Annotated in this window: 21 protein-coding genes and 1 tRNA gene; 18 read left to right on the top strand and 4 right to left on the bottom strand. The window is 55.7% G+C overall.

Annotated features, from left to right (window positions below; all coding sequences use genetic code 11):
- Window positions 1-6 precede the first annotated feature (6 nt).
- The 3 genes from C8N45_RS18295 to C8N45_RS18285 are packed head-to-tail and all read left to right on the top strand — an operon-like array spanning window position 7 to window position 2,209.
- A complete protein-coding gene (locus tag C8N45_RS18295; protein ID WP_108387702.1) occupies window positions 7-711 on the top strand; it encodes an ABC transporter permease in 705 nt (234 codons plus the stop codon).
- Entirely contained in the window at window positions 711-1,418 is a 708-nt protein-coding gene (locus C8N45_RS18290) for an ATP-binding cassette domain-containing protein (RefSeq protein ID WP_108387701.1), read from the top strand. Before C8N45_RS18295 ends, C8N45_RS18290 begins: the two co-directional genes overlap by 1 nt.
- Window positions 1,415-2,209, top strand: coding sequence for an ABC transporter substrate-binding protein (locus C8N45_RS18285; RefSeq protein ID WP_108387700.1), 795 nt, complete (start codon window positions 1,415-1,417; stop codon window positions 2,207-2,209). Before C8N45_RS18290 ends, C8N45_RS18285 begins: the two co-directional genes overlap by 4 nt.
- 13 nt (window positions 2,210-2,222) lie before the next feature.
- Here the strand turns inward: C8N45_RS18285 and C8N45_RS18280 are convergent, their stop codons facing one another.
- Window positions 2,223-2,960: a lysophospholipid acyltransferase family protein gene (locus tag C8N45_RS18280; RefSeq protein ID WP_108387699.1), complete on the bottom strand. Its 738-nt coding sequence runs from the start codon at window positions 2,958-2,960 to the stop codon at window positions 2,223-2,225.
- A 79-nt stretch (window positions 2,961-3,039) separates the two neighbouring features.
- Here C8N45_RS18280 and C8N45_RS18275 point away from each other — a divergent pair.
- The 6 genes from C8N45_RS18275 to rplA all read left to right on the top strand — a co-directional run bounded on the left by C8N45_RS18275 (window position 3,040) and on the right by rplA (window position 6,341).
- Window positions 3,040-3,115, top strand: a tRNA-Trp gene (locus C8N45_RS18275).
- Window positions 3,116-3,165: 50 nt separating this feature from the next.
- Entirely contained in the window at window positions 3,166-4,071 is a 906-nt protein-coding gene (locus tag C8N45_RS18270) for a hypothetical protein (RefSeq protein WP_108387698.1), read from the top strand.
- Window positions 4,072-4,127: 56 nt separating this feature from the next.
- Window positions 4,128-4,328 carry a preprotein translocase subunit SecE gene (gene secE, locus C8N45_RS18265; RefSeq protein ID WP_108387831.1) on the top strand — a complete coding sequence of 67 codons (201 nt, stop codon included), beginning with the start codon at window positions 4,128-4,130 and terminating at the stop codon, window positions 4,326-4,328.
- Between the two features lie 185 nt (window positions 4,329-4,513).
- Window positions 4,514-5,044 (top strand): transcription termination/antitermination protein NusG, encoded by a 531-nt coding sequence (nusG, locus tag C8N45_RS18260; RefSeq protein WP_108387697.1) that lies wholly within the window; start codon window positions 4,514-4,516, stop codon window positions 5,042-5,044.
- Between the two features lie 170 nt (window positions 5,045-5,214).
- A complete protein-coding gene (gene rplK, locus C8N45_RS18255; protein ID WP_108387696.1) occupies window positions 5,215-5,640 on the top strand; it encodes a 50S ribosomal protein L11 in 426 nt (141 codons plus the stop codon).
- Window positions 5,640-6,341 (top strand): 50S ribosomal protein L1, encoded by a 702-nt coding sequence (rplA, locus tag C8N45_RS18250; protein ID WP_108387695.1) that lies wholly within the window; start codon window positions 5,640-5,642, stop codon window positions 6,339-6,341. The genes rplK and rplA overlap by 1 nt, the downstream gene beginning before the upstream one ends.
- A 362-nt stretch (window positions 6,342-6,703) precedes the next feature.
- Here the strand turns inward: rplA and C8N45_RS18245 are convergent, their stop codons facing one another.
- Window positions 6,704-8,524: an LTA synthase family protein gene (locus C8N45_RS18245; protein WP_108387694.1), complete on the bottom strand. Its 1,821-nt coding sequence runs from the start codon at window positions 8,522-8,524 to the stop codon at window positions 6,704-6,706.
- Window positions 8,525-8,921: 397 nt separating this feature from the next.
- Here C8N45_RS18245 and rplJ point away from each other — a divergent pair, with 397 nt between their 5' ends.
- The 4 genes from rplJ to rpoC all read left to right on the top strand — a co-directional run bounded on the left by rplJ (window position 8,922) and on the right by rpoC (window position 18,601).
- On the top strand, window positions 8,922-9,434 hold the full coding sequence (gene rplJ, locus C8N45_RS18240; RefSeq protein ID WP_108387693.1) for a 50S ribosomal protein L10: 513 nt from the start codon (window positions 8,922-8,924) through the stop codon (window positions 9,432-9,434).
- A gap of 68 nt (window positions 9,435-9,502) precedes the next feature.
- Window positions 9,503-9,874 (top strand): 50S ribosomal protein L7/L12, encoded by a 372-nt coding sequence (gene rplL / locus C8N45_RS18235; protein WP_108387692.1) that lies wholly within the window; start codon window positions 9,503-9,505, stop codon window positions 9,872-9,874.
- 242 nt (window positions 9,875-10,116) lie between these two features.
- The gene (gene rpoB / locus C8N45_RS18230) at window positions 10,117-14,256 is read left to right on the top strand and encodes a DNA-directed RNA polymerase subunit beta (RefSeq protein ID WP_108387691.1); all 4,140 of its coding nucleotides are present in this window, start codon (window positions 10,117-10,119) and stop codon (window positions 14,254-14,256) included.
- A 91-nt stretch (window positions 14,257-14,347) separates the two neighbouring features.
- Window positions 14,348-18,601 (top strand): DNA-directed RNA polymerase subunit beta', encoded by a 4,254-nt coding sequence (gene rpoC, locus C8N45_RS18225; protein WP_108387829.1) that lies wholly within the window; start codon window positions 14,348-14,350, stop codon window positions 18,599-18,601.
- Window positions 18,602-18,691: 90 nt separating this feature from the next.
- Here the strand turns inward: rpoC and C8N45_RS18220 are convergent, their stop codons facing one another.
- Window positions 18,692-19,648 (bottom strand): sensor domain-containing diguanylate cyclase, encoded by a 957-nt coding sequence (locus C8N45_RS18220; protein ID WP_245882749.1) that lies wholly within the window; start codon window positions 19,646-19,648, stop codon window positions 18,692-18,694.
- On the opposite strand from C8N45_RS18220, the gene C8N45_RS23780 reads away from it, so the two are divergent.
- Complete coding sequence (locus tag C8N45_RS23780; RefSeq protein ID WP_245882751.1) at window positions 19,553-19,858, top strand: hypothetical protein; 306 nt, start codon at window positions 19,553-19,555, stop codon at window positions 19,856-19,858. The genes C8N45_RS18220 and C8N45_RS23780 overlap by 96 nt on opposite strands.
- A gap of 235 nt (window positions 19,859-20,093) precedes the next feature.
- Here the strand turns inward: C8N45_RS23780 and C8N45_RS18215 are convergent, their stop codons facing one another.
- Window positions 20,094-20,660, bottom strand: a complete 567-nt coding sequence (locus tag C8N45_RS18215) for a hypothetical protein (RefSeq protein ID WP_108387689.1) — start codon at window positions 20,658-20,660, stop codon at window positions 20,094-20,096.
- A 419-nt stretch (window positions 20,661-21,079) separates the two neighbouring features.
- Here C8N45_RS18215 and rpsL point away from each other — a divergent pair, with 419 nt between their 5' ends.
- The 4 genes from rpsL to C8N45_RS18195 all read left to right on the top strand — a co-directional run.
- Window positions 21,080-21,451: a 30S ribosomal protein S12 gene (gene rpsL / locus C8N45_RS18210; RefSeq protein WP_108387688.1), complete on the top strand. Its 372-nt coding sequence runs from the start codon at window positions 21,080-21,082 to the stop codon at window positions 21,449-21,451.
- A 12-nt stretch (window positions 21,452-21,463) separates the two neighbouring features.
- Window positions 21,464-21,934, top strand: a complete 471-nt coding sequence (rpsG, locus tag C8N45_RS18205) for a 30S ribosomal protein S7 (RefSeq protein ID WP_108387687.1) — start codon at window positions 21,464-21,466, stop codon at window positions 21,932-21,934.
- Between the two features lie 15 nt (window positions 21,935-21,949).
- On the top strand, window positions 21,950-24,067 hold the full coding sequence (gene fusA, locus C8N45_RS18200; protein WP_108387686.1) for an elongation factor G: 2,118 nt from the start codon (window positions 21,950-21,952) through the stop codon (window positions 24,065-24,067).
- Window positions 24,068-24,154: 87 nt separating this feature from the next.
- The coding region (locus C8N45_RS18195; protein WP_018590913.1) for a GTP-binding protein at window positions 24,155-24,249 on the top strand (95 nt) is incomplete at its 3' end.

Raw genomic sequence — 24,249 nt, 5'->3', positions numbered from 1 at the left:
CAGCTTATGAATGAAATCTGGGCCGGTTTACAGGCGGCTTTTTGGCTTGTGGCACGGCTTGACCCCGATCTGGTCGAAATAACGCTGCGGTCGTTGCAGGTCAGTGTGACCGCGTTGATTATCGCGTCAGCCATCGCCTTGCCGTTTGGAACATGGCTTGCGATCCGGCGGTTTCGCTACCGTCGGGCCACGATTGCCGTGTTGAATGCGCTGATGGGACTGCCGCCGGTTGTTGTGGGGCTGATCGTCTATCTGTTGTTGTCACGCTCTGGCCCCTTTGGGGTCATGGGGCTGTTGTTCACGCCAACCGCCATGATCATGGCGCAGGTCATCATCATTACCCCACTGATCGCGTCGATCACCCATCAGGCCATGCGCGAACTCTGGGCTGAATATCACGACCTGCTGATTTCGCTCAACACCAGCAACCGGCAACGCATCGGCACACTCATTTTTGATGGCAGACGGGCCTTGCTGACCGCAGCATTGGCCGGTTTTGGGCGCGCTATCGGTGAAGTCGGGGCGATCATGATCGTAGGCGGCAACATCGACCATGCAACACGGGTGCTGACCACAGCAATCGCGCTTGAGACAGGCAAAGGCGACTTTGCCCTCGCCCTTGGACTGGGCTTTGTGCTGATCGCGCTGGCCATGATCGTCAATTTTGCCATCCATGTGTTGTCCCGCACTGAACGGGAAGGGCGGTGGTGATGTCGATGATTGCCACCCTCACCGATGCCACAGTGAAACGCCGGGGCAAAACTATTCTGGGGCCGATCAACTTTGAACTGGCACCCGCAGGGATCACGATCGTGCTTGGCCCCAATGGTGCGGGCAAGACCACCTTGCTCAAGGTGCTGCACGGGGTTGAGCGGTTGTCGAGCGGTCGCATCCAATGGTCTGTTCCGGATGCAGAGGCGCGCCAGTCACAAGCCTATGTGTTTCAAAGCCCGATCATGTTGCGCCGGACGGTAGGCCAGAACCTAGCCTATCCGCTCAAACTGGTCAAAGCGCCCAAGGCTGACATTGCACGGCGTGTCGCGGCATGGGCCGACAAGACGGGCCTTGCTGATGCGATTGACAGGCCAGCCACCAGATTGTCGGGCGGTGAAAAGCAAAAGCTGGCCTTGGGTCGGGCATTGATCCGCAAACCGGCGGTACTCTTCCTTGATGAGCCTTGCGCCAACCTTGACGGGCGTTCGACCCGCGAAATCGAAGCCCTGTTGGCCAAAGCCCATGCAGACGGGACGCGCATCATCATGACGACCCACGATCTGGGGCAGGCCAGGCGTCTGGCGCAGGACGTCATCTTTTTGTTGAAGGGGCAGTATCATGACCATGGTCAGGCCGCCGCGTTCTTTTCCAAGCCTCGCACTGCCGAGGCCAAATCGTTCCTGCAAGGAGATATCGTCGAATGATGCGCCTGTTCATTCTCTGTGCATTGCTCTGGTCCAGTGTCGCGCGAGCAGAAACCATGAAAATGGCTGTCACGACCAGCTTTCACAACTCTGGCCTTGCGGACATTCTGTTGCCGGAAATCCAAGGGGATATCGGGCTTGAGGTGCAGTTGCTGGTCGTCGGCACTGGGCAGGCGTTGCGGTTGGGCGAGGCGGGCGATGTCGATGCCATTCTTGTCCATTCGAAAGCGGCAGAAGATGCGTTTGTCGCCGCAGGCTACGGCACCCACCGCCGCGAGATCATGTACAATGATTTTGTGTTTGTCGGTCCATCCGATGATCCGGCTGCCATTGTGGGCGCAGATACGGCTGCGGCCGCATTGGCGCAAATTGCAGATGCGCAAACCGATTTTGTCAGCCGCGGCGACGACAGCGGCACCCACAAGAAAGAGCTTTCGTTGTGGGGCGCCGCCGGGTTTGACGCGGCGACCCTTGGCGCTTGGTACAAGGAAGTTGGTGCAGGCATGGGGGCAAGTCTGAACACGGCGTCAAGCCTCAATGCCTATATCATTGCCGACCGCGCCAGCTGGCTGAACTTTGGTAACAAACGTGATCTGGCTTTGCTATTCGCCGGCGATCCTGTGCTTTTTAACCAATATGCCTATCTGCCCGTCAATCCGGAAAAACACCCCCACGTGAAAACCGATGCTGTCGCAGCGCTGGAAACTTGGCTGACCGGTGACGTGGCCAATGCCCTGATTGACGGCTACCAAATCGAGGGCGAGACGCTGTTCGTCTTCAACGCAAAGTAGCACATCCGCGGCTTTAGGGACCGGGCGGCAGACCCAACATGGCATCGGCACGTGCTGTTGCCGCGATCATCTGCTGACGCATCTGTTCGCGCAACTCCTCAAGCTGTGCGGCATCAGCCTTGCGGGGCACTTCAAATTCCAGTTTGATAAAGACAAAGGCCCCGCGCCCAAACGGCTTTGGCACCAGCATCTTGTCCCATGTATCGGCCCTTGTGCTGCGCGTGGTGGAAAAGGCGTAGCAATAGATCGGCATGCCAGTGATCCGCGCCCATTCCAGCGGGGCATCCTTGACCTTGAGCGCGGGGCCGGTAGGGCCATCCGCCGTCAGGCCGATGCTCACCCCCTCCTTGACCCGTTTCAGGATCGCCCGCGATGCGGCTCTGTTTGACTGCTTTGCCGACATCTCCATCGGTTGCAGTCCAGAATAACGCTGGACTACGCCGATCAGCCGCGCAACAGGGGAAGTGGTGTGCAAACTCGACAACCCGCCGCTATCCACTGGCCAATGGAACGAGGGCATGATTGTGCGACTATGCCACGTGACACACAACACTGGCCCTTGTGACAGGCTCTTGCGCAAATCATCAAGCCCTGCAGATTGCCAGCGCGTCGTGCGGTTACTGAAGGCAAGATAGGCCCATGCAATTGCACCGACCACATTGGCCAAAGACCGTGATTTTTCGAGTCGCTTACGCAGTGACATGGTGCCTGTGGCCCTTTTGGTCGGGATATCCGAGCCCTGTTTCGACATTTCTGTCCCCGATGACAAGTCTGCTTCACCTTCCCTCTTGATCCGCCCCGCAATTCGGCATAACTCCTCAGTCGGTCGTAGGGGTATAGCTCAGTTGGTAGAGCGGCGGTCTCCAAAACCGTAGGTCCCGGGTTCAAGTCCTGGTGCCCCTGCCAAATCACGACCAAGGCCAGATCGCCGCGCGCCGGAGGATCAACAAGACAACATGCCGACAGACGCTGATTTTTCCGTGGCCTTTCATATCGGGGCGCACAAGACCGCAACGTCGCATTTGCAGCGGTCGCTGGAACATAGCTCTGATGCGTTGGCGGATGTGGGTGTACGTTATTACGGGCCAAAGCATTTCCGGCTGCCGGGGCGCACGATACCGGCGTTGTTCGGCAAAAAGCCCCCGGCCAAGGAAAATCTGCGCAAGCGCACCCCCCGCGAACAGGTCGACCGGATGCGCAAGGGTGGGCACCGGTTGGTTCTGAGCGAGGAAAATTTTATCGGTGTGCTGAACACCCCCCGCAGGCGCATGGTGGAACGACGCTATCCACATGCGGCGCAAAGAATCAGTGACCTTGCAGAATCAATGGACGTGGGCGGCTTTGATATCCTGCTGGGCGTCAGGCAATCGACTAGTTTTTTGAATTCCGCCTATTGTCAGATGTTGATGGGTGGAAAAGTCACCCCCGTTGATGATTTCAAGCGGCTCAATCCGTTGAGCGGCGTGGATTGGCAGGCACTGGTGGCAGAGTTGCGGCAGGCGACGGGTGTCAAACGGTTGCTGGTCTGGCAGTACGAGGATTACGGAATGGTTTTTGACCAGATCAGCGCAGGGTTGGTGGGGCATGACCACGCAGAACTCGTGCAGCCGCACCGCAAACGTATCCATGTCAGCCTGTCCGGACAGGCCGTATCAAAACTGCAGGATTTGGCAGGGACAGGGCACCAACAGATCGAACAATCAGCAGCAGACTTGTCACGGCAACATCCGGTTTCAGAGGCGTTTCCGCCATTCGACTGCTTTTCGGAAGACACACATAGGGCTGCAGCTGAAACTTATGCCAGCCAGATCGATGCGATTGGTGCGATGGATGGAGTCACATTGCTGCGTCCGCGGGCTTGAATTCATCGCGCAGACTGCGTATGTCCGCGAAAGTTGCAGCAAAGGATGCCGATCTGATGGCTATCACCAACCCCGCCAAGTTTATCCAGGAAACGCGCGCCGAGATTTCCAAAGTGGTTTGGCCAACGCGGCGTGAAGTCGTGATGACAACCATCATGGTCTTTATCATGGCGGCGCTCACAGCGGTCTTTTTCTCTTTGGTCGATCTGGCAATCCGCGGCGGCCTGAATGCGGTGCTGTCCTACTTCGGCGGCTGATTGATTTTCGCACTCACCCCTTGAAAATAATCGGGGGCGGCGGTATCAGCCTGAAACTTCCGAAAAAATGGCGTGCGGCGAATCGAGTTGCGCGCCGCTTTTATTTTCGGGCGTCGCGGAATCTTCCGCGATCAACAGGAACATGCAGCCGGATTTGGCTGGCGACGACAAGGTGCTTTTGATCCATGGCTAAACGTTGGTATTCGGTAAGCGTCCTCTCGAACTTTGAAAAAAAGATCGCGGAAGCGATCCGTACCAAAGCAGAAGAGCAGGGGCTTGATGAGCAGATTGATGAGGTGCTTGTTCCAACCGAAGAAGTGATTGAAATCCGCCGTAACAAGAAGGTCACGACAGAGCGCCGCTTTATGCCCGGATATGTCCTTGTTCACATGGAAATGTCCGATGAAGGCTATCACCTGATCAACTCAATCAACCGCGTTACAGGGTTTCTTGGCCCCCAAGGCCGCCCGATGCCGATGCGGGATGCCGAAGTGCAGGCGATCCTCGGCCGCGTTCAGGAAGGTGAAGAAGCGCCACGCACCTTGATCCATTACGAGATCGGCGAAAAGGTCAAAGTCAATGATGGTCCGTTCGAGGACTTCGACGGAATGGTCGAGGAAGTCGACGAAGAGAACCAGCGCCTCAAGGTGACTGTGTCTATCTTTGGCCGCGCCACACCGGTTGAACTTGAGTTCACGCAGGTGTCCAAGCAGTAATTCCTTGCGCATTCAAAGCTGAGGCTTTAATCGCAGGCATCTGTTTTGCGGGGTGTGATTCCCGCGCAAAACATGTGGGAGGCAAGCTGCGCGCGCGCAGTGACCCGGACCACACAACGAAGAACCTGCGGCGACGCGCGCCAAAGGTGTTGACATAAAGGAGAGGCCACATGGCCAAGAAGATTATGGGTACGCTCAAACTGCAGGTTCCTGCAGGTGCAGCCAACCCTTCCCCACCCGTCGGTCCAGCGCTGGGTCAGCGCGGCATCAACATCATGGAATTCTGTAAGGCCTTCAACGCCAAGACAGCAGACATGGAAAACGGCGCCCCTTGCCCGACTGTGATCACCTACTATCAGGACAAGTCGTTCTCGATGGAAATCAAGACGCCACCTGCGTCTTACTACATCAAGAAAGCCGCCAAGCTGAAGTCAGGCTCTAAAGAGCCGGGCAAGCAGATCGCAGGGTCGATCACTGGCAAGCAGGTGCGTGAAATCGCCGAAGCCAAGATGAAAGACCTCAATGCGACGTCTATCGAAGGCGCAATGCTGATCATCGCGGGTTCTGCCCGTTCTATGGGTATCGAGGTGAAGTAATGGCAAAATTTGGTAAGCGTACAACCGCAGCCCGCGCCGCATTTGCAGACAAGCACAATGTATCCGTGGAAGAAGCCGCATCTTTGGTCAAAGACAACGCCAAGGCAAAATTTGACGAATCTATCGAAATCGCAATGACATTGGGCGTTGACCCACGTCACGCCGACCAGATGGTTCGTGGCACAGTGACCCTGCCGCACGGTACCGGCAAGACCGTCCGTGTTGCTGTTTTTGCCCGGGGTGACAAAGCAGAAGAAGCCAAGGCCGCAGGCGCTGATATTGTCGGTGCAGAGGACCTGATGGAAACCGTTCAGGGCGGCACCATTGATTTTGACCGTTGCATCGCGACACCTGACATGATGGCCGTTGTCGGCCGTTTGGGTAAGGTGCTTGGCCCACGCAACCTGATGCCAAACCCACGTGTTGGCACCGTGACCATGGACGTCAAGGAAGCTGTCGAAGCGGCCAAGGGCGGTCAGGTACAGTTCAAGGCCGAGAAAGCTGGCGTTGTGCATGCAGGCATTGGCAAGGCGTCATTCAGCGCTGAGCAGATCAAGGAAAACATGCTTGCCTTTGTTGACGCGGTCAGCAAGGCAAAGCCAACAGGCGCCAAAGGCACCTACATGAAAAAGATCGCTGTCAGCTCGACCATGGGCCCCGGCGTATCAATCGACGTGTCGTCGGCCACTGGCAACGCGTAATCTCAAAAATCGCCTCAGGCGGTGTGCGGCAGGCCATTTTGGCCTGCCGTTTTCATTTGGTGGGGCGCAGATTGGCTTCGTAAGAAAGTCATAAGATTATTTTCCGGGATTGGGTGGCACAGCGCAAAGCCCTAAAATTCGCTCCTTTCAACGCCGCGGAAAATATCATCGGCAAGCCGGCGCTGGTCGTTGATCTTTTTCTGAAGCGCCGGGGATAGCAGGCGAACCGTGCTTCGCCCGTGTCTTTCTGGCTCGTAAAGTGCGGCGTCGGTAGGCCCCAAAGTCTGCATCGTTGGGAGCTTGTTTGGTCGAGGACGCTTGGTGCGTACAATTCCTCTGACACCGTTTTCTGACCCGATTGGTCAGTCTATTGCGCCAGATCCCTCGCAGACCGCAAGATCCGTTTCGCAATAGATGTTTTCACCCTCTCTGTCGCGGATCATTTTCTCAAGTTCTGGAAACCGGTTGAGCTGCAATTCTCTGGCATCACTCAGGTCACGAAGATCGCTGACATCAGCATAGAGGGTGCAGATGAATTGACTCGTATCGCAAGCAAAGAGTTGCTTTGACGGGGCCTCGTAATAAAAGAATTGCCGAAGTCGCGCATTGCCGAACATAAATATGTCGCGCTGGTTAGTGATTGCATCAATTTTGGCGCGTGTCAGGTCGCCCGTGGCGGCAAGGACGAGGTCGCGAACGTCCATCATTGCTACGGGGCCGTCGATTGAAGTCCTTGTGCCGTTGGGGTGAACAATCACCAGTGGCAACCAGCTGCGTCGTACTTCCGTTTCAAGAGGGAGATCAGAGGAATATTCGCGGGATTCGTCGGACGTGATGACTACGACCGTATTTTTCAAGAGATCGCGCTCGGTCAGGCCCTGCATGAGGGCAGCAACTGCATCATCGGCATAGCGGCTTGCCCTGTATCTGTCGCGGCCTGCGTTTGGCAGGAATTCAGCGGGCACATTATAGGGACTGTGCGTGCCAGTTGTCAGAATGGACGTAAACCACGGGCGGTCGGGATCAAACCGATCGATCTGGGCCAGTGTCTCTTCCATGAGTGTGAGGTCATCCACGCCCCAGCCATTGCGTTGATGTGCACTTGTGAATTGGTCACCGCCAACGACAAGATCGTAGCCCAGGAATGGCAGTTTTTCATCCTTGCGCATGAAACCCAGCGGTGCCGATTGTATGAAGGCGGTCTGATAGCCAATGTCCTTTAGCAGCCGGGGGAGCGCTGTTTCGACCTCGGGCGATGAGGCGTCAAGTTCATACCATCGCATTGGAACGCTGGTAAAATAAGGAAGTCGCGCCGTATGTGTTGAATAGAGTCCATTGGCTGTAAGCACCTGATGGCCAAAATACTGGCGGAAGTGAATGTTATTGTCCGCCAATTGTTGAACATGTGACATATCGGAAATTGAAAGACTCGTTTCTGAAAGCCCCTCAAGGTAGACCATCAGCACGTTGAATTGCCCGGCAACCGGTTGGATTGGCGCCGGAGGGCTGGTCAATGGAGTGCTGACAAAGTCGCGGTCGTCCGTTGGAACCTCAACAAAACCCAGCTGTGGTGTCATTGGGTGAGATTGCATCCAGATCGGTTGATCATAACGAATTTCCGCAGGAATGAGCGCAACGACGATACCAACGACACCGACAAATATGGCGATTCCCGCGCGGACAATTGGCCTGCGCGCGAACCAAAGCGTGAGCAGGAAAATCCCCAGGAAGAGTATCGCAATAACAAAGAGCGATTGCGTCGATTGGCCCGCAATAAAAGTTGGATCAAGCGCCAGACCGGCCTGAGACAGATCGATGTTGGATTCATTATATCGGATATGTTCCGAATTGGCGGCATAGAAGAACGCCAGTCCGGTCAAACCAGCGTACAGTCCAATGCGCCCGAAAAAGGTCAAAACCAACGCAACCGCAGCAGCAAAAAGAACGTCGCTTTTCATGCCCAATGCAATTGCAGGCCAGAATTCGCGGAGATACTCTGCACCGGCGTTGTAGCCATCTTTGGATCGGTAATGCGAGCCATACCTTATGTTGTCATAATAGATCAGCATGATGACAACGCGGTGTGCCCAAGTGACAAGAAGCACCAAGGCAAAGGCAAACCCGAGACCCAGAATGTGTTTCTGATGGATTGCGCCACGGAAAATGGAAGCGAAAGTTTGCATGAACTCAAATTGATTTCTAATGCCATCCCCCTTAGCGCATAAAGCAAGACGGACAAAAGACTTTTTCGCAGCCCGAAGCTCTTTCCCTTCGAGCTGTGCCAAGCACGCAAAGGTTGTTGAATGTTAGGGGTTCACATTTTGCGCTGACAACCTTAAACAGCCCACAGGCCCGAAGGATTGATTCGTTCGGGCCTTTATTCGTCCGAGACGGTGGGTTGGCACAGCGTGCCGCTAATTCCTGCCTGAGACGGGATAGACCAGATTTTTCGGGGTTCTCCCCGGTCACGTCTGGCGCGCCCCGTTTGCATATGGACTGTAGACTGTCGGGCGGTTCGCCGTGTGACACAAATGAGAGCCGGTGCCGGGCCAAACCCGGTGCCAAACTTGGAGTAAAACTGTGGATAGAGCACAAAAAGAACAGCTGGTCGAAGACCTCGGCCAGATCTTTGAAAGCTCTGGCGTCGTAGTGGTTGCCCGCTACGAAGGCATGACAGTTGCCGAAATGCAGGACTTGCGCGCGCAAATGCGTGACGCTGGTGGGTCCGTGCGCGTAGCCAAGAACAAGCTCGCCAAGATCGCCGTCGAGGGTAAGCCATGCGCAAGCATCGGTGAATACCTCGAAGGCATGACCGTGCTTGCCTATTCCGAAGACCCAGTCGCTGCTGCGAAGGTCGTGGATAAGTACGCCAAGGGTAACGAAAAGCTCGTTATTCTGGGTGGTGCAATGGGTGAAACTGCACTGGACGTGGCTGGTGTGAAAGCCGTTGCCGGGATGCCATCGCGCGAGGAGCTTATCGCTTCTATCGCGGGCTGCATCGGGGCACCTGCAAGCAACATCGCCGGGGCCATTGGCGCGCCTGCTTCGAACATCGCGAGCATTCTTTCGACCATCGAAGAGAAAGCTGCATAAAGCATCTGAATTGACTTGGGGGTCTGCCCTCACGTTGGAACACACTTAAAACGAACGGAAAGCATAAAATGGCTGATCTGAAAAAACTGGCTGAAGAGATCGTTGGTCTGACCCTTCTCGAAGCGCAAGAACTGAAAACCATCCTCAAGGACGAGTATGGCATCGAGCCCGCAGCTGGCGGCGCAGTGATGATGGCTGGCCCCGCTGAAGGTGGCGAAGCTGCAGAAGAAAAGACTGAATTTGATGTTGTGCTGAAGAGCCCCGGCGCATCCAAAATCAACGTCATCAAAGAAGTCCGCGGCATCACAGGTCTGGGCCTGAAAGAAGCCAAGGATCTGGTTGAAGCTGGCGGCAAGATCAAAGAAGGCGCGTCCAAGGACGAAGCTGAAGAGATCAAAGCAAAGCTGGAAGCAGCTGGCGCAGAGGTCGAACTGGCCTAAGCTGGTCTTTGGCGAACGATTTCGCCCCTTAAATACGGCTGGGCTCGCACAAAAGCGGGCCCAGCCAAACCTGTCTTAGAGGTCGGCCAATTGCTGACCGACCCCTTGGGTAGGTTTGAATGTCGGGAGGGTGCCGGTGGGACGGCAGCCACGAATAGACAACAAACCCCCGGTCAAATGGGTGAGGCATCGCGGCCCGGGCGGTGCATCATTCGAGAGACAAACAAAAGGTGACATCGCACATGGCTTCTACTTTCCTTGGTCAGAAACGCCTGCGTAAGTACTACGGCAAAATCCGTGAAGTGCTTGAAATGCCGAACCTCATCGAGGTTCAGAAATCCTCTTATGATCTGTTCCTGCGCTCCGGCGACAGCGACACACCGCTTGACGGCGAAGGCATCAAAGGTGTTTTCCAATCCGTCTTTCCGATCAAGGATTTCAACGAGACCGCTGTGCTTGAATTCGTCAAGTACGAGTTGGAAAAGCCGAAATACGACGTTGAGGAGTGTCAGCAACGTGACATGACCTACAGCGCGCCGCTGAAGGTGACGCTGCGTTTGATCGTGTTTGATGTAGACGAAGATACCGGCGCGAAGTCCGTGAAGGACATCAAAGAGCAAGACGTATTCATGGGCGACATGCCTTTGATGACGCCAAACGGCACCTTCGTCGTCAATGGCACCGAGCGTGTGATCGTGTCCCAGATGCACCGTTCGCCAGGCGTGTTCTTTGACCACGACAAGGGCAAGACCCACTCTTCAGGCAAGCTCCTCTTTGCGTGCCGCATCATCCCATACCGCGGCAGCTGGCTCGACTTTGAATTCGACGCCAAGGATCTTGTGTTCTGCCGGATTGACCGCCGCCGCAAGCTGCCTGTCACAACCCTGCTTTACGCGCTGGGTCTTGACCAGGAAGGCATCATGAATGCCTATTACAACACGGTCGAATACAGCTTGGACAAAAAGGCGAACGCCTGGCAGACCAAGTTTTTCCCCGAGCGCGTGCGCGGCACCCGCCCTGCCTTTGATCTGGTTGATGCAAAGACGGGCGAAGTGATCGCCAAGGCTGGCGAAAAGGTAACGCCACGTGCGGTCAAGAAGCTGATTGACGAAGGGTCCGTGACCGACCTGCTTGTTCCCTACGAGCAGATCATTGGCAAATTCGTGGCGCAGGACATCATCAACGAAGAAAACGGTGCGATTTACGTCGAAGCCGGCGACGAGTTGACTGTTGAGCTTGACAAAGAAGGTGACGTCATTGGCGGCACGCTCAAGGATCTTGTTGATGCGGGCATCACGACGATCCCCGTGCTGGATATCGATAACGTGACCGTGGGCGCTTACATGCGCAACACGATGGCGTCTGACAAGAACATGAACCGCGAAACTGCGCTCATGGATATCTATCGCGTCATGCGTCCGGGTGAGCCGCCGACCGTGGATTCCGCGTCGGCCCTGTTTGACACGCTGTTCTTTGATTCAGAGCGCTATGACCTGTCCGCCGTGGGCCGTGTGAAAATGAACATGCGTCTGGATCTGGACGCCGAAGACACCATGCGTACCCTGCGCAAGGAAGACATCGTCGCTTGTATCAAGGCGCTGGTCGAATTGCGTGACGGGAAGGGCGATATCGACGATATCGACCACCTTGGAAACCGTCGTGTGCGGTCCGTCGGCGAACTGATGGAAAACCAGTACCGTGTCGGTCTGTTGCGGATGGAGCGTGCGATCAAGGAACGCATGTCATCTGTCGAAATCGACACGGTGATGCCGCAGGACCTGATCAACGCAAAACCTGCTGCCGCAGCTGTGCGTGAATTCTTTGGTTCAAGCCAGTTGTCGCAGTTCATGGACCAAACCAACCCGCTGTCCGAAGTCACGCACAAGCGCCGCTTGTCTGCACTTGGGCCCGGCGGTCTGACCCGCGAACGTGCCGGGTTTGAGGTGCGCGACGTGCACCCGACCCACTATGGCCGCATGTGTCCGATTGAAACGCCGGAAGGGCCAAACATTGGTCTGATCAACTCGCTCGCCACCTTTGCGCGGGTGAACAAGTACGGCTTTATCGAAACGCCTTATCGCAAGGTCACAGATGGCAAGGTGACTGACGAAGTCAGCTACATGTCTGCGACCGAGGAAATGCGTCATACTGTGGCGCAGGCCAACGCGAACATGAAGGAAGACGGGTCGTTCAACAATGAACTGGTGTCGACACGCAAGAACGGCGACTACACGCTGTCTCCGCGCGAAAATGTGGACCTCATTGACGTGTCGCCAAAACAGCTTGTGTCCGTTGCGGCCTCGCTGATCCCGTTCCTTGAAAATGACGACGCGAACCGGGCCCTGATGGGATCGAACATGCAACGTCAGGCGGTACCACTTTTGCAGGCCGAGGCCCCATTGGTGGGGACCGGTATCGAAGAAGTTGTTGCGCGCGATTCAGGTGCGGCGATCATGGCGAAACGTCAGGGGATTATCGACCAGGTTGATGCCCAGCGTATCGTTGTGCGTGCAACCCACGATCTGGAACTTGGTGATGCCGGTGTTGATATCTACCGGATGCGCAAATTCCAGCGCTCCAACCAGAACACCTGTATCAACCAGCGTCCGCTGGTGAAGGTAGGTGACACGGTTCTGAAGGGCGAGGTTATTGCGGACGGTCCATCAACGGATATCGGCGAACTGGCCTTGGGCAAAAACGTGGTTGTCGCGTTCATGCCTTGGAACGGTTATAACTACGAAGATAGTATCCTGATCTCCGAGCGGATCACACGTGACGATGTCTTTACTTCGATCCATATCGAGGAATTCGAAGTCGCCGCCCGTGATACAAAGCTGGGGCCAGAGGAAATCACACGCGATATCCCGAACGTCGGTGAGGAAGCCCTGCGCAACCTTGACGAAGCTGGTATTGTCTACATCGGTGCCGAAGTTGGCCCGGCGGACATTCTGGTCGGGAAGATCACACCAAAGGGCGAAAGCCCGATGACGCCGGAAGAAAAGCTGCTGCGCGCCATCTTTGGTGAAAAGGCATCTGACGTGCGTGACACCTCCCTGCGCTTGCCGCCGGGTGATTTCGGGACAATCGTCGAAGTGCGCGTGTTCAACCGCCACGGCGTTGAAAAAGACGAACGTGCGTTGCAGATCGAGCGCGAAGAAGTCGAACGCCTTGCCCGTGACCGTGACGACGAATTGGTGATCCTTGACCGGAACATCTATGCGCGTCTGAAGTCCATGATCGTCGGCAAAGTCGCTGTCAAAGGTCCAAAAGGGTTCAAGCCGAACTCTGAGGTGACCGAAGAAGCGCTGGACGAGATGAGCCGCGGCATGTGGTGGCAGATCGCCCTGAAGGATGAAGCTGACGCTCAGGTCGTTGAAGCCCTGAACGAACAGTACGAAATTCAGAAGCGCGCCATGGATGCACGGTTCGAAGACAAGGTCGAAAAGGTCCGTCGCGGCGACGATTTGCCACCGGGCGTGATGAAGATGGTCAAGGTCTTCGTGGCTGTGAAGCGCAAGCTGCAGCCCGGCGACAAGATGGCTGGACGTCACGGAAACAAAGGTGTCATTTCCAAAGTGGTTCCAATGGAAGACATGCCCTTCCTTGCGGACGGGACACCGGTGGATTTCTGTCTGAACCCACTGGGCGTGCCGTCACGGATGAACGTTGGTCAGATCCTTGAAACCCACATGGGGTGGGCCGCGCGCGGTCTGGGTCTCCAGATTGACGAGGCTCTGGGTGAGTACCGCCGTTCCGGTGATCTGACGCCAGTGCGCGACGCGATGAAAATCGTCTATGGCGACAATGTCTATGACGAAGGCATTGCAGGCATGGATGAGGAGCACCTGATCGAGGCTGCCGGCAACGTCACGCGCGGTGTACCGATTGCGACACCGGTCTTTGACGGCGCGAAAGAGGCGGATGTGAATGACGCACTGACACGTGCAGGTTTTGATACGTCTGGCCAGTCGGTGTTGTTTGATGGCCGCACAGGTGAGCAGTTCAGCCGCAAGGTCACGGTGGGTGTGAAATACCTGCTGAAGCTGCACCATCTGGTCGACGACAAGATCCACGCACGTTCCACCGGGCCTTACAGCCTTGTCACGCAGCAGCCGTTGGGTGGTAAAGCCCAGTTCGGTGGCCAGCGTTTCGGGGAAATGGAAGTCTGGGCATTGGAAGCTTACGGCGCGGCTTACACCCTTCAGGAAATGCTGACTGTGAAGTCGGATGACGTGGCGGGGCGGACGAAAGTCTATGAAAGCATCGTCAAGGGCGAAGACAACTTCGAGGCCGGCGTGCCGGAGTCGTTTAACGTGCTCGTGAAAGAAGTCCGGGGCCTCGGCCTCAATATGGAACTCCTGGATGCGGAGGATGAGGAATAAGAATTTTCTCCAAAAATTCTTGGGGCCACGATTTTTCTGGAAAAATCGTGGTCTCGCCTCTGACAAAGCACCCCAATTCAAGGAATTGAAGATGAACCAGGAACTGACAAACAACCCGTTTAACCCGCTCACACCGGCAAAAACGTTTGACGAAATCAAGGTGTCGCTCGCATCTCCCGAACGGATCCTGTCGTGGTCATTTGGTGAGATTAAAAAGCCAGAGACCATCAACTACCGTACCTTCAAGCCAGAGCGTGATGGCCTGTTCTGCGCGCGGATCTTTGGCCCGATCAAAGATTACGAATGCCTGTGTGGCAAATATAAGCGCATGAAATATCGCGGCGTTGTCTGCGAAAAATGCGGTGTGGAAGTCACGCTGCAAAAGGTGCGCCGCGAGCGGATGGGCCACATCGAACTGGCCGCCCCTGTTGCGCACATCTGGTTCCTCAAGTCGCTGCCATCCCGCATCGGCCTGATGCTGGACATGACCCTGCGTGATCTGGAGCGTATCCTTTATTTCGAAAACTACGTTGTAATCGAACCCGGCCTGACTGACCTGACCTATGGCCAGTTGATGACCGAGGAAGAATTCAACGACGCACAAGACCTTTATGGCATGGACGCATTCCAGGCCAACATCGGTGCTGAAGCGATCCGCGAAATGCTGGCCCAGATTGATCTGGAATCAGAAGCGGAGCAACTGCGCGCTGACCTGAAAGAAGCCACTGGTGAACTGAAGCCAAAGAAGATCATCAAGCGTTTGAAGATCGTCGAAAGCTTCCTTGAATCCGGCAACCGCCCGGAATGGATGGTTCTGACAGTGATCCCTGTGATCCCGCCAGAATTGCGCCCGCTGGTCCCGCTGGATGGTGGCCGTTTCGCGACGTCTGACCTGAACGATCTTTATCGTCGTGTGATCAACCGGAACAACCGCCTGAAGCGTCTGATCGAACTGCGCGCACCTGATATCATTGTCCGTAACGAAAAGCGGATGTTGCAGGAATCTGTCGATGCACTGTTCGATAACGGCCGTCGTGGTCGCGTGATTACGGGTGCGAACAAGCGTCCGCTGAAATCGCTGTCTGACATGCTCAAGGGCAAGCAGGGGCGTTTCCGTCAGAACCTTTTGGGGAAACGCGTCGACTTCTCGGGTCGTTCGGTCATTGTGACGGGTCCGGAACTCAAGCTGCACCAGTGCGGTCTGCCCAAGAAGATGGCGCTCGAACTGTTCAAGCCCTTCATCTATTCGCGTCTTGAAGCCAAGGGGCTGTCTTCCACAGTGAAGCAAGCCAAAAAGCTGGTCGAAAAAGAGCGCCCCGAAGTGTGGGATATTCTGGATGAGGTGATCCGCGAACACCCTGTCATGCTGAACCGCGCGCCGACGTTGCACCGTTTGGGTATTCAGGCGTTTGAACCGGTCCTGATCGAGGGCAAGGCGATCCAGCTTCACCCGCTGGTCTGTTCAGCGTTCAACGCTGACTTTGACGGTGACCAGATGGCTGTTCACGTGCCGCTGTCATTGGAGGCGCAGCTGGAAGCCCGCGTTCTGATGATGTCCACGAACAACGTCTTGTCGCCCGCCAACGGCGCGCCAATCATCGTGCCATCACAGGATATGATCCTTGGTCTGTACTATACGACCATCATGCGCGAAGGCATGAAGGGCGAGGGCATGTCGTTCTCGAACATCGAGGAAGTTGAACATGCACTGACCGCTGGTGAAGTGCACCTGCACGCCAGGATCAACGCGCGCATGATGCAGATTGACGACGAAGGCAACGAAGTGCTCGAGCGCTTTGAAACAACGCCAGGTCGCTTGCGTCTGGGTGCGTTGCTGCCGCTGAATGCCAAAGCCCCGTTTGCCTTGGTCAACCGCTTGCTGCGCAAGAAAGAAGTGCAGCAGGTCATCGATACGGTTTACCGCTACTGCGGCCAGAAAGAATCTGTCATCTTCTGCGATCAGATCATGACCATGGGCTTCCGCGAAGCGTTCAAGGCGGGTATTTCGTTCGGCAAGGACGATATGGTTGTCCCTGATACCAAGTGGGAACTGGTCGATGAGACCCGTGATCAGGTGAAGGACTTTGAACAGCAGTATATGGACGGCCTGATTACCCAGGGCGAAAAGTACAACAAAGTTGTCGATGCCTGGTCAAAGGCCAACGATAAGGTCACCGACGCGATGATGGGCACTATCTCGACCACGCCGCAAGATGCGGATGGTTCCGAAGGTGAACCAAACTCGGTTTACATGATGGCCCACTCGGGTGCGCGTGGTTCGGTGACACAGATGAAGCAGTTGGGCGGCATGCGAGGCCTGATGGCCAAGCCGAACGGTGAAATCATCGAAACGCCGATCATCTCGAACTTCAAGGAAGGTCTGACCGTTCTTGAATACTTCAACTCGACCCACGGTGCCCGGAAGGGTCTGTCGGATACGGCGTTGAAGACCGCGAACTCTGGCTATCTGACACGGCGTCTGGTTGACGTCGCACAGGATTGCATCGTGCGTGACACCGACTGCGGGACTGATCGTGCGATTACCGCCGAAGCGGCAGTCAATGACGGTGAAGTCGTGTCGTCTTTGGCCGAGCGTGTCCTTGGCCGCGTGTCGGCTGATGATGTGGTCAAGCCGGGTACGGACGAGATCATTGTCGAAGCCGGTGAGTTGATCGACGAACGCAAGGCCGACATGATTGATGTCGCCAATATCGCCAAAATGCGTATCCGCAGCCCGCTGACCTGTGAGTCAGAGGACGGCGTTTGCGCCATGTGCTATGGTCGTGACCTTGCACGCGGTACGCGCGTCAACATTGGTGAAGCTGTGGGCATCATCGCTGCACAGTCCATCGGTGAACCGGGTACACAGCTGACCATGCGGACATTCCACATCGGCGGTGTTGCTCAAGGTGGCCAGCAGTCCTTCCAGGAAGCGTCACAGCCTGGTCTCGTCCGGTTCGACAATGCATCATTGTTGGAAAATGCAGCCGGTGAAATGGTTGTCATGGGCCGGAACATGACCCTGTCCATCACAGATAGCGACGGCAACGAGCTTGCCAGCCACAAGGTTGGATATGGCTCGAAGGTCTTTGTCAAAGACGGTCAGGATATCCTGCGTGGCGACAAGATGTTCGAATGGGACCCATACACCCTGCCGATCATTGCCGAAAAGTCGGGTACGGCGAAATACGTCGATCTGGTCAACGGGATTGCCGTGCGAGAAGACACCGATGATGCAACGGGCATGACCCAGCGCATCGTGGCCGACTGGCGTGCTGCACCCAAAGGCAATGAGCTGGCACCAAAGATCATCATTGTTGGTCCAGACGGCGAACCTGCCATGAAAGACGATGGCAACCCTGTGTCCTACGGCATGTCCGTAGACGCGGTTCTGTCTGTCGAAGATGGGCAGGAAGTCAAAGCCGGTGACGTTGTTGCGCGCATTCCGCGTGAAGGCGCCAAGACCAAGGACATCACCGGTGGTCTGCCGCGTGTGGCCGAACTGTTCGAAGCTCGTCGTCCGAAAGACCACGCGATCATCGCTGAAATCGATGGTTACGTGCGCTTTGGCAAGGACTACAAGAATAAGCGCCGTATCGCGATTGAGTCATCTGATGATGCGGATATCAAGGTCGAGTACATGGTGCCCAAGGGCAAGCACATCCCCGTTGCAGAAGGTGACTTTGTCCAGAAGGGTGACTACATCATGGACGGCAACCCGGCGCCGCACGATATTCTTGCGGTTATGGGGGTCGAGGCTCTTGCGGACTATATGATCGACGAGGTGCAGGACGTTTATCGCCTGCAAGGTGTGAAGATCAACGACAAGCACATCGAAGTGATCGTGCGTCAGATGCTCCAGAAATGGGAGATTCAGGACAGTGGTGACACAGTTCTGCTGAAGGGCGAAAACGTCGATAAGGCCGAGTTTGATGAAGCGAACGCCAAGGCGCTTGCGCGGGGCGATCGCCCAGCGACAGGTGAGCCGATCTTGTTGGGGATCACCAAGGCATCGTTGCAGACCCGTTCGTTCATCTCTGCCGCATCGTTCCAGGAAACCACGCGGGTTCTGACCGAAGCGTCAGTTCAGGGCAAGCGCGACAAGTTGATCGGTCTCAAAGAGAACGTGATCGTCGGTCGTCTGATCCCGGCCGGGACAGGTGGGGCAACACAGCAGATGCGTCGCGTCGCTGCTGATCGTGACAACGTAGTGATCGAAGCCCGCCGGGAAGAGGCCGAACAGGCCGCAGCGCTGGCTGCGCCGATGGAGATGTCCAACGATGTCGTAGATGCAGACAGTGACGACGATCTGATGGTGGATACCCCCGAAGGTCGTACTGAGTAATCATCGGTACCGAGAAAATTCAAAGGGCCCGGACACCAACTGTCCGGGCCTTTCTACTTCCGGATCAATTCAAACGCATCTCGACAGGCGTCAGACCAGATCCGTTTCTATTTCCGACAGCGTGCCATTGGCGGCATGAAAAATCCGGTTTCTGCCAGCCCGTTTGGCTGCATATAGCGCGTCGTCTGCGCGTTTGAACACGTCCTTAATGCTTGCATCGGATTCAGTTGGTCCCGCGACGCCGAAACTTGCGGTCACGTCAAACCTTTGGTTCCCGATCTTGAATGGCGCGCTTCGGATCGCTTTTATCAACCGTCTGCCAACGTCGGGAAGGTCGGTCATTCTTGTTCCCCGCGCCAAAACTGCAAATTCTTCGCCGCCAAGCCGGGTCAGGATATCCGACTGCCGCAGGCGGCTGTTCAGACGCTGGGTAAAAACCTTGAGTACCTGATCCCCGATCAGGTGCCCGTGTTTGTCATTCACCTCTTTGAAGTGGTCGATATCAAGCGATACAAAACCAAAAGCGGTATTGTTTTCTCTCCAGTCGGTCCAGACTTCTTTCGCTGCCGTGTCAAGGAAATGCCGATTGCGTACGCCTGTCAGGGCATCACTCGTTGCCTGTTCGGAAAGTTCTGCAATCTGCTCCGAAATCAGCAATTGCTGTGCCAGACACTGGCCCATGACCTCAAGTATTTGAAATTCATCCGAGTTGCGATCCGGTCTGTCGCGGTAGCCTACGGTAATGACGCCAAAGCATTTGCCATGTGTCGCCAGAGGGGACATAGCGAGCGAACGATACCCAAGGTTGTGAAGCATAACGCACCCTTTTGTCCCGGCCTTTGACAAGTCAGGAACATAGACCGTCTGCCTTTGGTCTATGACGTACCCTGCGGCAGATCCGGCAAGTGGAAAGCGTTCGCCCTGCGCTGTGCCTTTTTCCCCGTGTGATGAATGAAAGATAATTTCATCGTCATCATTCTTGAACGCGATCGCGCACCGTTGCCCGGACAAGATGCGGTAGCACCAGCGCGCGTATGTATTCAGCACCTCCTGGGCTGTAATCGATTTGTTGACGTCGTTCAAAAATCCAATCGGAACGACTGGATAGTCGCCAGCCCGTTCAGGTACAATAACTTCAAATGTGTCCAAGAAAATTTGAGCGCTCAAAAAGCCACTCCTGTCATTGTGAGTCATTCAATATTCTTTGGCAATGACCTGACCCAAGATCTACCTGCGGCGTTTCGCGCAAAACTTTGAACTCAGCTTTTCGGGAAAAGCTGAGCGGCGTTGATATGTCATGGGCATTTCGGCCTGAACTGATGCCTCAGTTCAAAGCCGAAACGCTGACATGACATTCCACCGCGGCCAACCCATCACATTGATAAATATCAATGCGACGGTTATGCCTGCCAGATGGCCCCTGATTTTCCGTCAAGCGCGCCATCAGGGACGGACCCCCACGGGTCCTTTGGGGCATGGCGGCAGGTCGCGATCAGTTGTTCCCGAAAAAGACACCATCAAAGGTCAGGTCAAGATCGCCACGCGCCTCTCCTGTCACAGATCCATAGACGCTGTCGCCATCACGCATCCCGTTCCGCACGGTGCCCTCCAGATCAAGGTTCAGGTCGGACTCCACGGCGCGTCCCGACCCATCAACACCGCTGATCAGGCCACTGGCGCCAGCGTCCAGATTGCCGTTTGATTCAATGCCGGAAATTAGCAACGTGCCGTCAAAACGTTGGTCCGGATCGCCGTTTTGGTCGATCAGGTTGATGTTGGTCACGTCGCCTTTGATATCGTTGCTGGCGAAACCGACGATCATTGTCATGTCTGCCAGCACGCTGCCCAGTTGGTCGCCCTCGACGTCAGCACCAATCTGGCCGTCATAGGTGACAGTGCCGGTCGGCAGGTCGTCCACTTGTGCAATCGGCAGGTTTGCGATTTCCAGCGCGCCGTCAAAGGCGCGATCAACGGCGCGTGACGTGACCGTCGGCGGATTGGGGGTGGCGCAGGCGCCCAACAGGGCAAGGGCTGCGACACCAGTGACAAAGTTCCTCATATGCATTCTCCGCTCGTGCCCCGGTATTGTGATCATAATGTGGGATTGGAGGCCCGTGTCTGGTATCCGCAGCCGTCGCTTGCTAGGCAATAACGCGGAAGTGTCAGCCATAAACGCGGGCCATTCATGGGGGCAGGCGCAGTTGCCAACGGGCCATCGCGCGGGAGCTGTTGACAGGATATGCGACTCCCCCTATACGCCGCTCATCCGGGCTGGGGTAACGCTCAATCGTCCCGATATCATTGCTGTAGTAGTCAAGAACCGGACCCTTATCGTCTTGTTCCTCTGAATACCCACCGCACCGAACCTCCGGTAAGGGTTCGACTGCGGAATTTTTGTGCTTTTCCAAGAGGACTTGCACTTCTGAAACCTAAAGCGTTTGCCGGACGCACCATGTGAATAGATGGGAACATCACACGATGCCAACGATTCAGCAGCTGATCCGCAAGCCGCGCCAGCCAAAAGTTACACGATCCAAGTCGCAGCATATGGAAGGCTACCCACAGAAGCGCGGCGTTTGTACGCGCGTCTATACAACAACGCCCAAAAAGCCGAACTCGGCCATGCGGAAAGTCGCCAAAGTGCGCCTGACCAATGGTTTTGAGGTCATCTCTTACATCCCCGGTGAAAGCCACAACCTTCAGGAACACTCAGTGGTTCTGATCCGCGGCGGCCGTGTAAAGGATTTGCCCGGTGTGCGTTACCACATTCTGCGCGGTGTGCTTGATACCCAAGGTGTCAAAGACCGTAAGCAACGCCGTTCGAAGTACGGCGCGAAGCGTCCTAAGTAAGGAAGAGATTAGATGTCACGTCGTCACGCCGCTGAAAAACGCGAAGTTCTGCCAGACGCAAAGTTTGGCGATATTGTTCTGACAAAATTCATGAATAACCTCATGATCGACGGCAAGAAAGCCGTTGCAGAACGCATTGTCTACAACGCTTTCGATCGCGTTGAAGACAAGCTGAAGAAGTCCCCTGTGGAAGTATTTCACGAGAGCCTTGATAACATCAAACCATCCGTCGAGGTGCGTTCGCGCCGCGTTGGTGGTGCGACCTATCAGGTGCCCGTCGAAGTCCGTCCCGAGCGCCGTGAAGCGCTGGCCATCCGCTGGCTGATCGCTGCTGCGAAAAAGCGCAACGAAAATACCATGGAAGAGCGTCTTGCAGGCGAGCTGATTGATGCGGTCAACGGCCGCGGCACAGCCGTCAAGAAACGTGAAGACACCCACAAGATGGCCGACGCGAACAAAGCGTTCAGCCACTACCGCTGGTAAGAGGAAGTACCTGATATGGCACGCGACTACCCCCTCGAACTTTATCGTAACTTCGGGATCATGGCTCACATTGACGCAGGCAAGACCACCTGCTCGGAGCGGATCCTGTATTACACCGGCAAATCCCACAACATCGGCGAAGTGCATGATGGTGCGGCCACCATGGACTGGATGGAGCAGGAACAGGAACGTGGCATCACGATCACGTCCGCTGCGACAACCACATTCTGGGAACGCACTGAAAACGGCACAGAGCCTGACAGCCCAAAGCACCGCCTGAACATCATCGACACCCCCGGCCACGTTGACTTCACCATCGAAGTTGAACGCTCTTTGGCTGTGCTTGACGGTGCTGTTTGTGTTCTTGACGCCAACGCCGGTGTCGAGCCGCAGACAGAAACTGTCTGGCGTCAGGCTGACCGCTACAAAGTGCCGCGCATGGTTTTTGTCAACAAGATGGACAAGATCGGTGCCGACTACTTCAAGTGTGTCGCCATGGTCGAAGACCGTACTGGCGCACGCGCGATCCCGATCGCTTTCCCGATTGGCGCAGAAAACGAGCTGGAAGGCTTGGTTGATCTCGTCACTATGGAAGAGTGGCTGTGGCAGGGCGAAGATCTGGGCGCGTCCTGGATCAAGGCCCCGATCCGCGACAGCCTGAAGGCGACTGCTGACGAATGGCGCAACAAGCTGGTCGAAGCTGCTGTTGAGCAGGACGACGACGCAATGATGGAATACCTTGAAGGCAATGAGCCCGACGTGGAGACGTTGCGTGCATTGATCCGCAAGGCGACCCTCAGCATGGCATTCGTGCCTGTCCTTGGCGGCTCTGCCTTCAAGAACAAAGGTGTTCAGCCGCTGTTGAACGCAGTTGTTGATTATCTGCCAAGCCCGCTGGACGTTGTCGACTACATGGGGTTCAAACCCGGTGACGAAACGGAAACCCGTAATATCCCGCGTCGCGCGGATGATGACATGGCGTTCTCTGGCCTTGCGTTCAAAATCATGAACGACCCGTTTGTCGGTTCTTTGACCTTTACCCGGATCTATTCCGGTAAGCTGGCCAAGGGTGACACCATGCTCAATTCCACCAAGGGGAACAAAGAGCGCGTGGGCCGCATGATGATGATGCACTCCAACAACCGCGAAGAGATCAACGAAGCTTGGGCTGGCGACATTATTGCGCTTGGTGGTCTGAAGAACACCACAACCGGCGACACGATCTGTGATCCGTCTGATCCGGTTGTTCTGGAAACAATGACCTTTCCAGAGCCGGTGATCGAAATCGCGGTCGAGCCAAAGACAAAGGCCGACCAGGAAAAGATGGGTCTTGCCTTGCAGCGTCTGTCTGCCGAAGATCCATCCTTCCGCGTGGAAACTGACCTTGAATCAGGCCAGACGATCATGAAGGGCATGGGCGAATTGCACCTCGACATTCTCGTTGACCGCATGAAGCGTGAATTCAAGGTCGAAGCCAACATTGGTGCGCCACAGGTGGCATATCGTGAAACCATTGGTCACGCTGTCGAGCATACCTACACGCACAAGAAACAGTCCGGCGGTTCCGGTCAGTTTGGTGAAGTCAAGTTGAGCATCATGCCAACAGAACCCGGTGAAGGCTATTCGTTCGAAAGTAAGATCGTTGGTGGGGCCGTTCCAAAGGAATATATCCCCGGCGTCGAAAAGGGCATCCGTTCGGTAATGGACTCAGGTCCGTTGGCGGGCTTCCCCGTGATCGACTTCAAGGTCGAGTTGCTTGATGGTAAGTTCCACGATGTTGACTCCTCCATTCTGGCGTTCGAAATCGCAGCCCGTATGTGTATGCGTGAAGGCATGCGCAAAGCTGGTGCCAAATTGCTCGAACCGATCATGAAGGTCGAGGTTGTGACACCCGAAGAACACACCGGCGGGATCATCGGCGATTTGACATCGCGCCGCGGTATGGTGCAGGGCCAGGACACACGCGGCAACGCGATCGTGATCGATGCCATGGTGCCACTGGCCAACATGTTCGGCTACATCAACACTCTGCGTTCCATGTCTTCGGGCCGCGCGCAGTTTACGATGCAGTTCGACCATTATGATCCGGTGCCAAGCAACATCTCGGAAGAAATCCAGGCAAAATACGCTTAATCGGGATGGCGGGGATAACCCCGCCCTACCCACACCCACGTAGGGCGGGGTTAACCTCGCCACCCAAGACAAAACAAGGAGGCCATCATGGCTAAGGCAAAGTTTGAACGTAACAAACCGCACGTGAACATCGGCACAATCGGCCACGTTGACCACGGCAAGACGACATTGACAGCAGCGAT

Source organism: Yoonia sediminilitoris, from assembly GCF_003058085.1.
Taxonomy (GTDB): domain Bacteria; phylum Pseudomonadota; class Alphaproteobacteria; order Rhodobacterales; family Rhodobacteraceae; genus Yoonia; species Yoonia sediminilitoris.
Note: the sequence above shows the minus strand (reverse complement) of the source record. Positions and strands in the feature narration are given on the sequence as shown.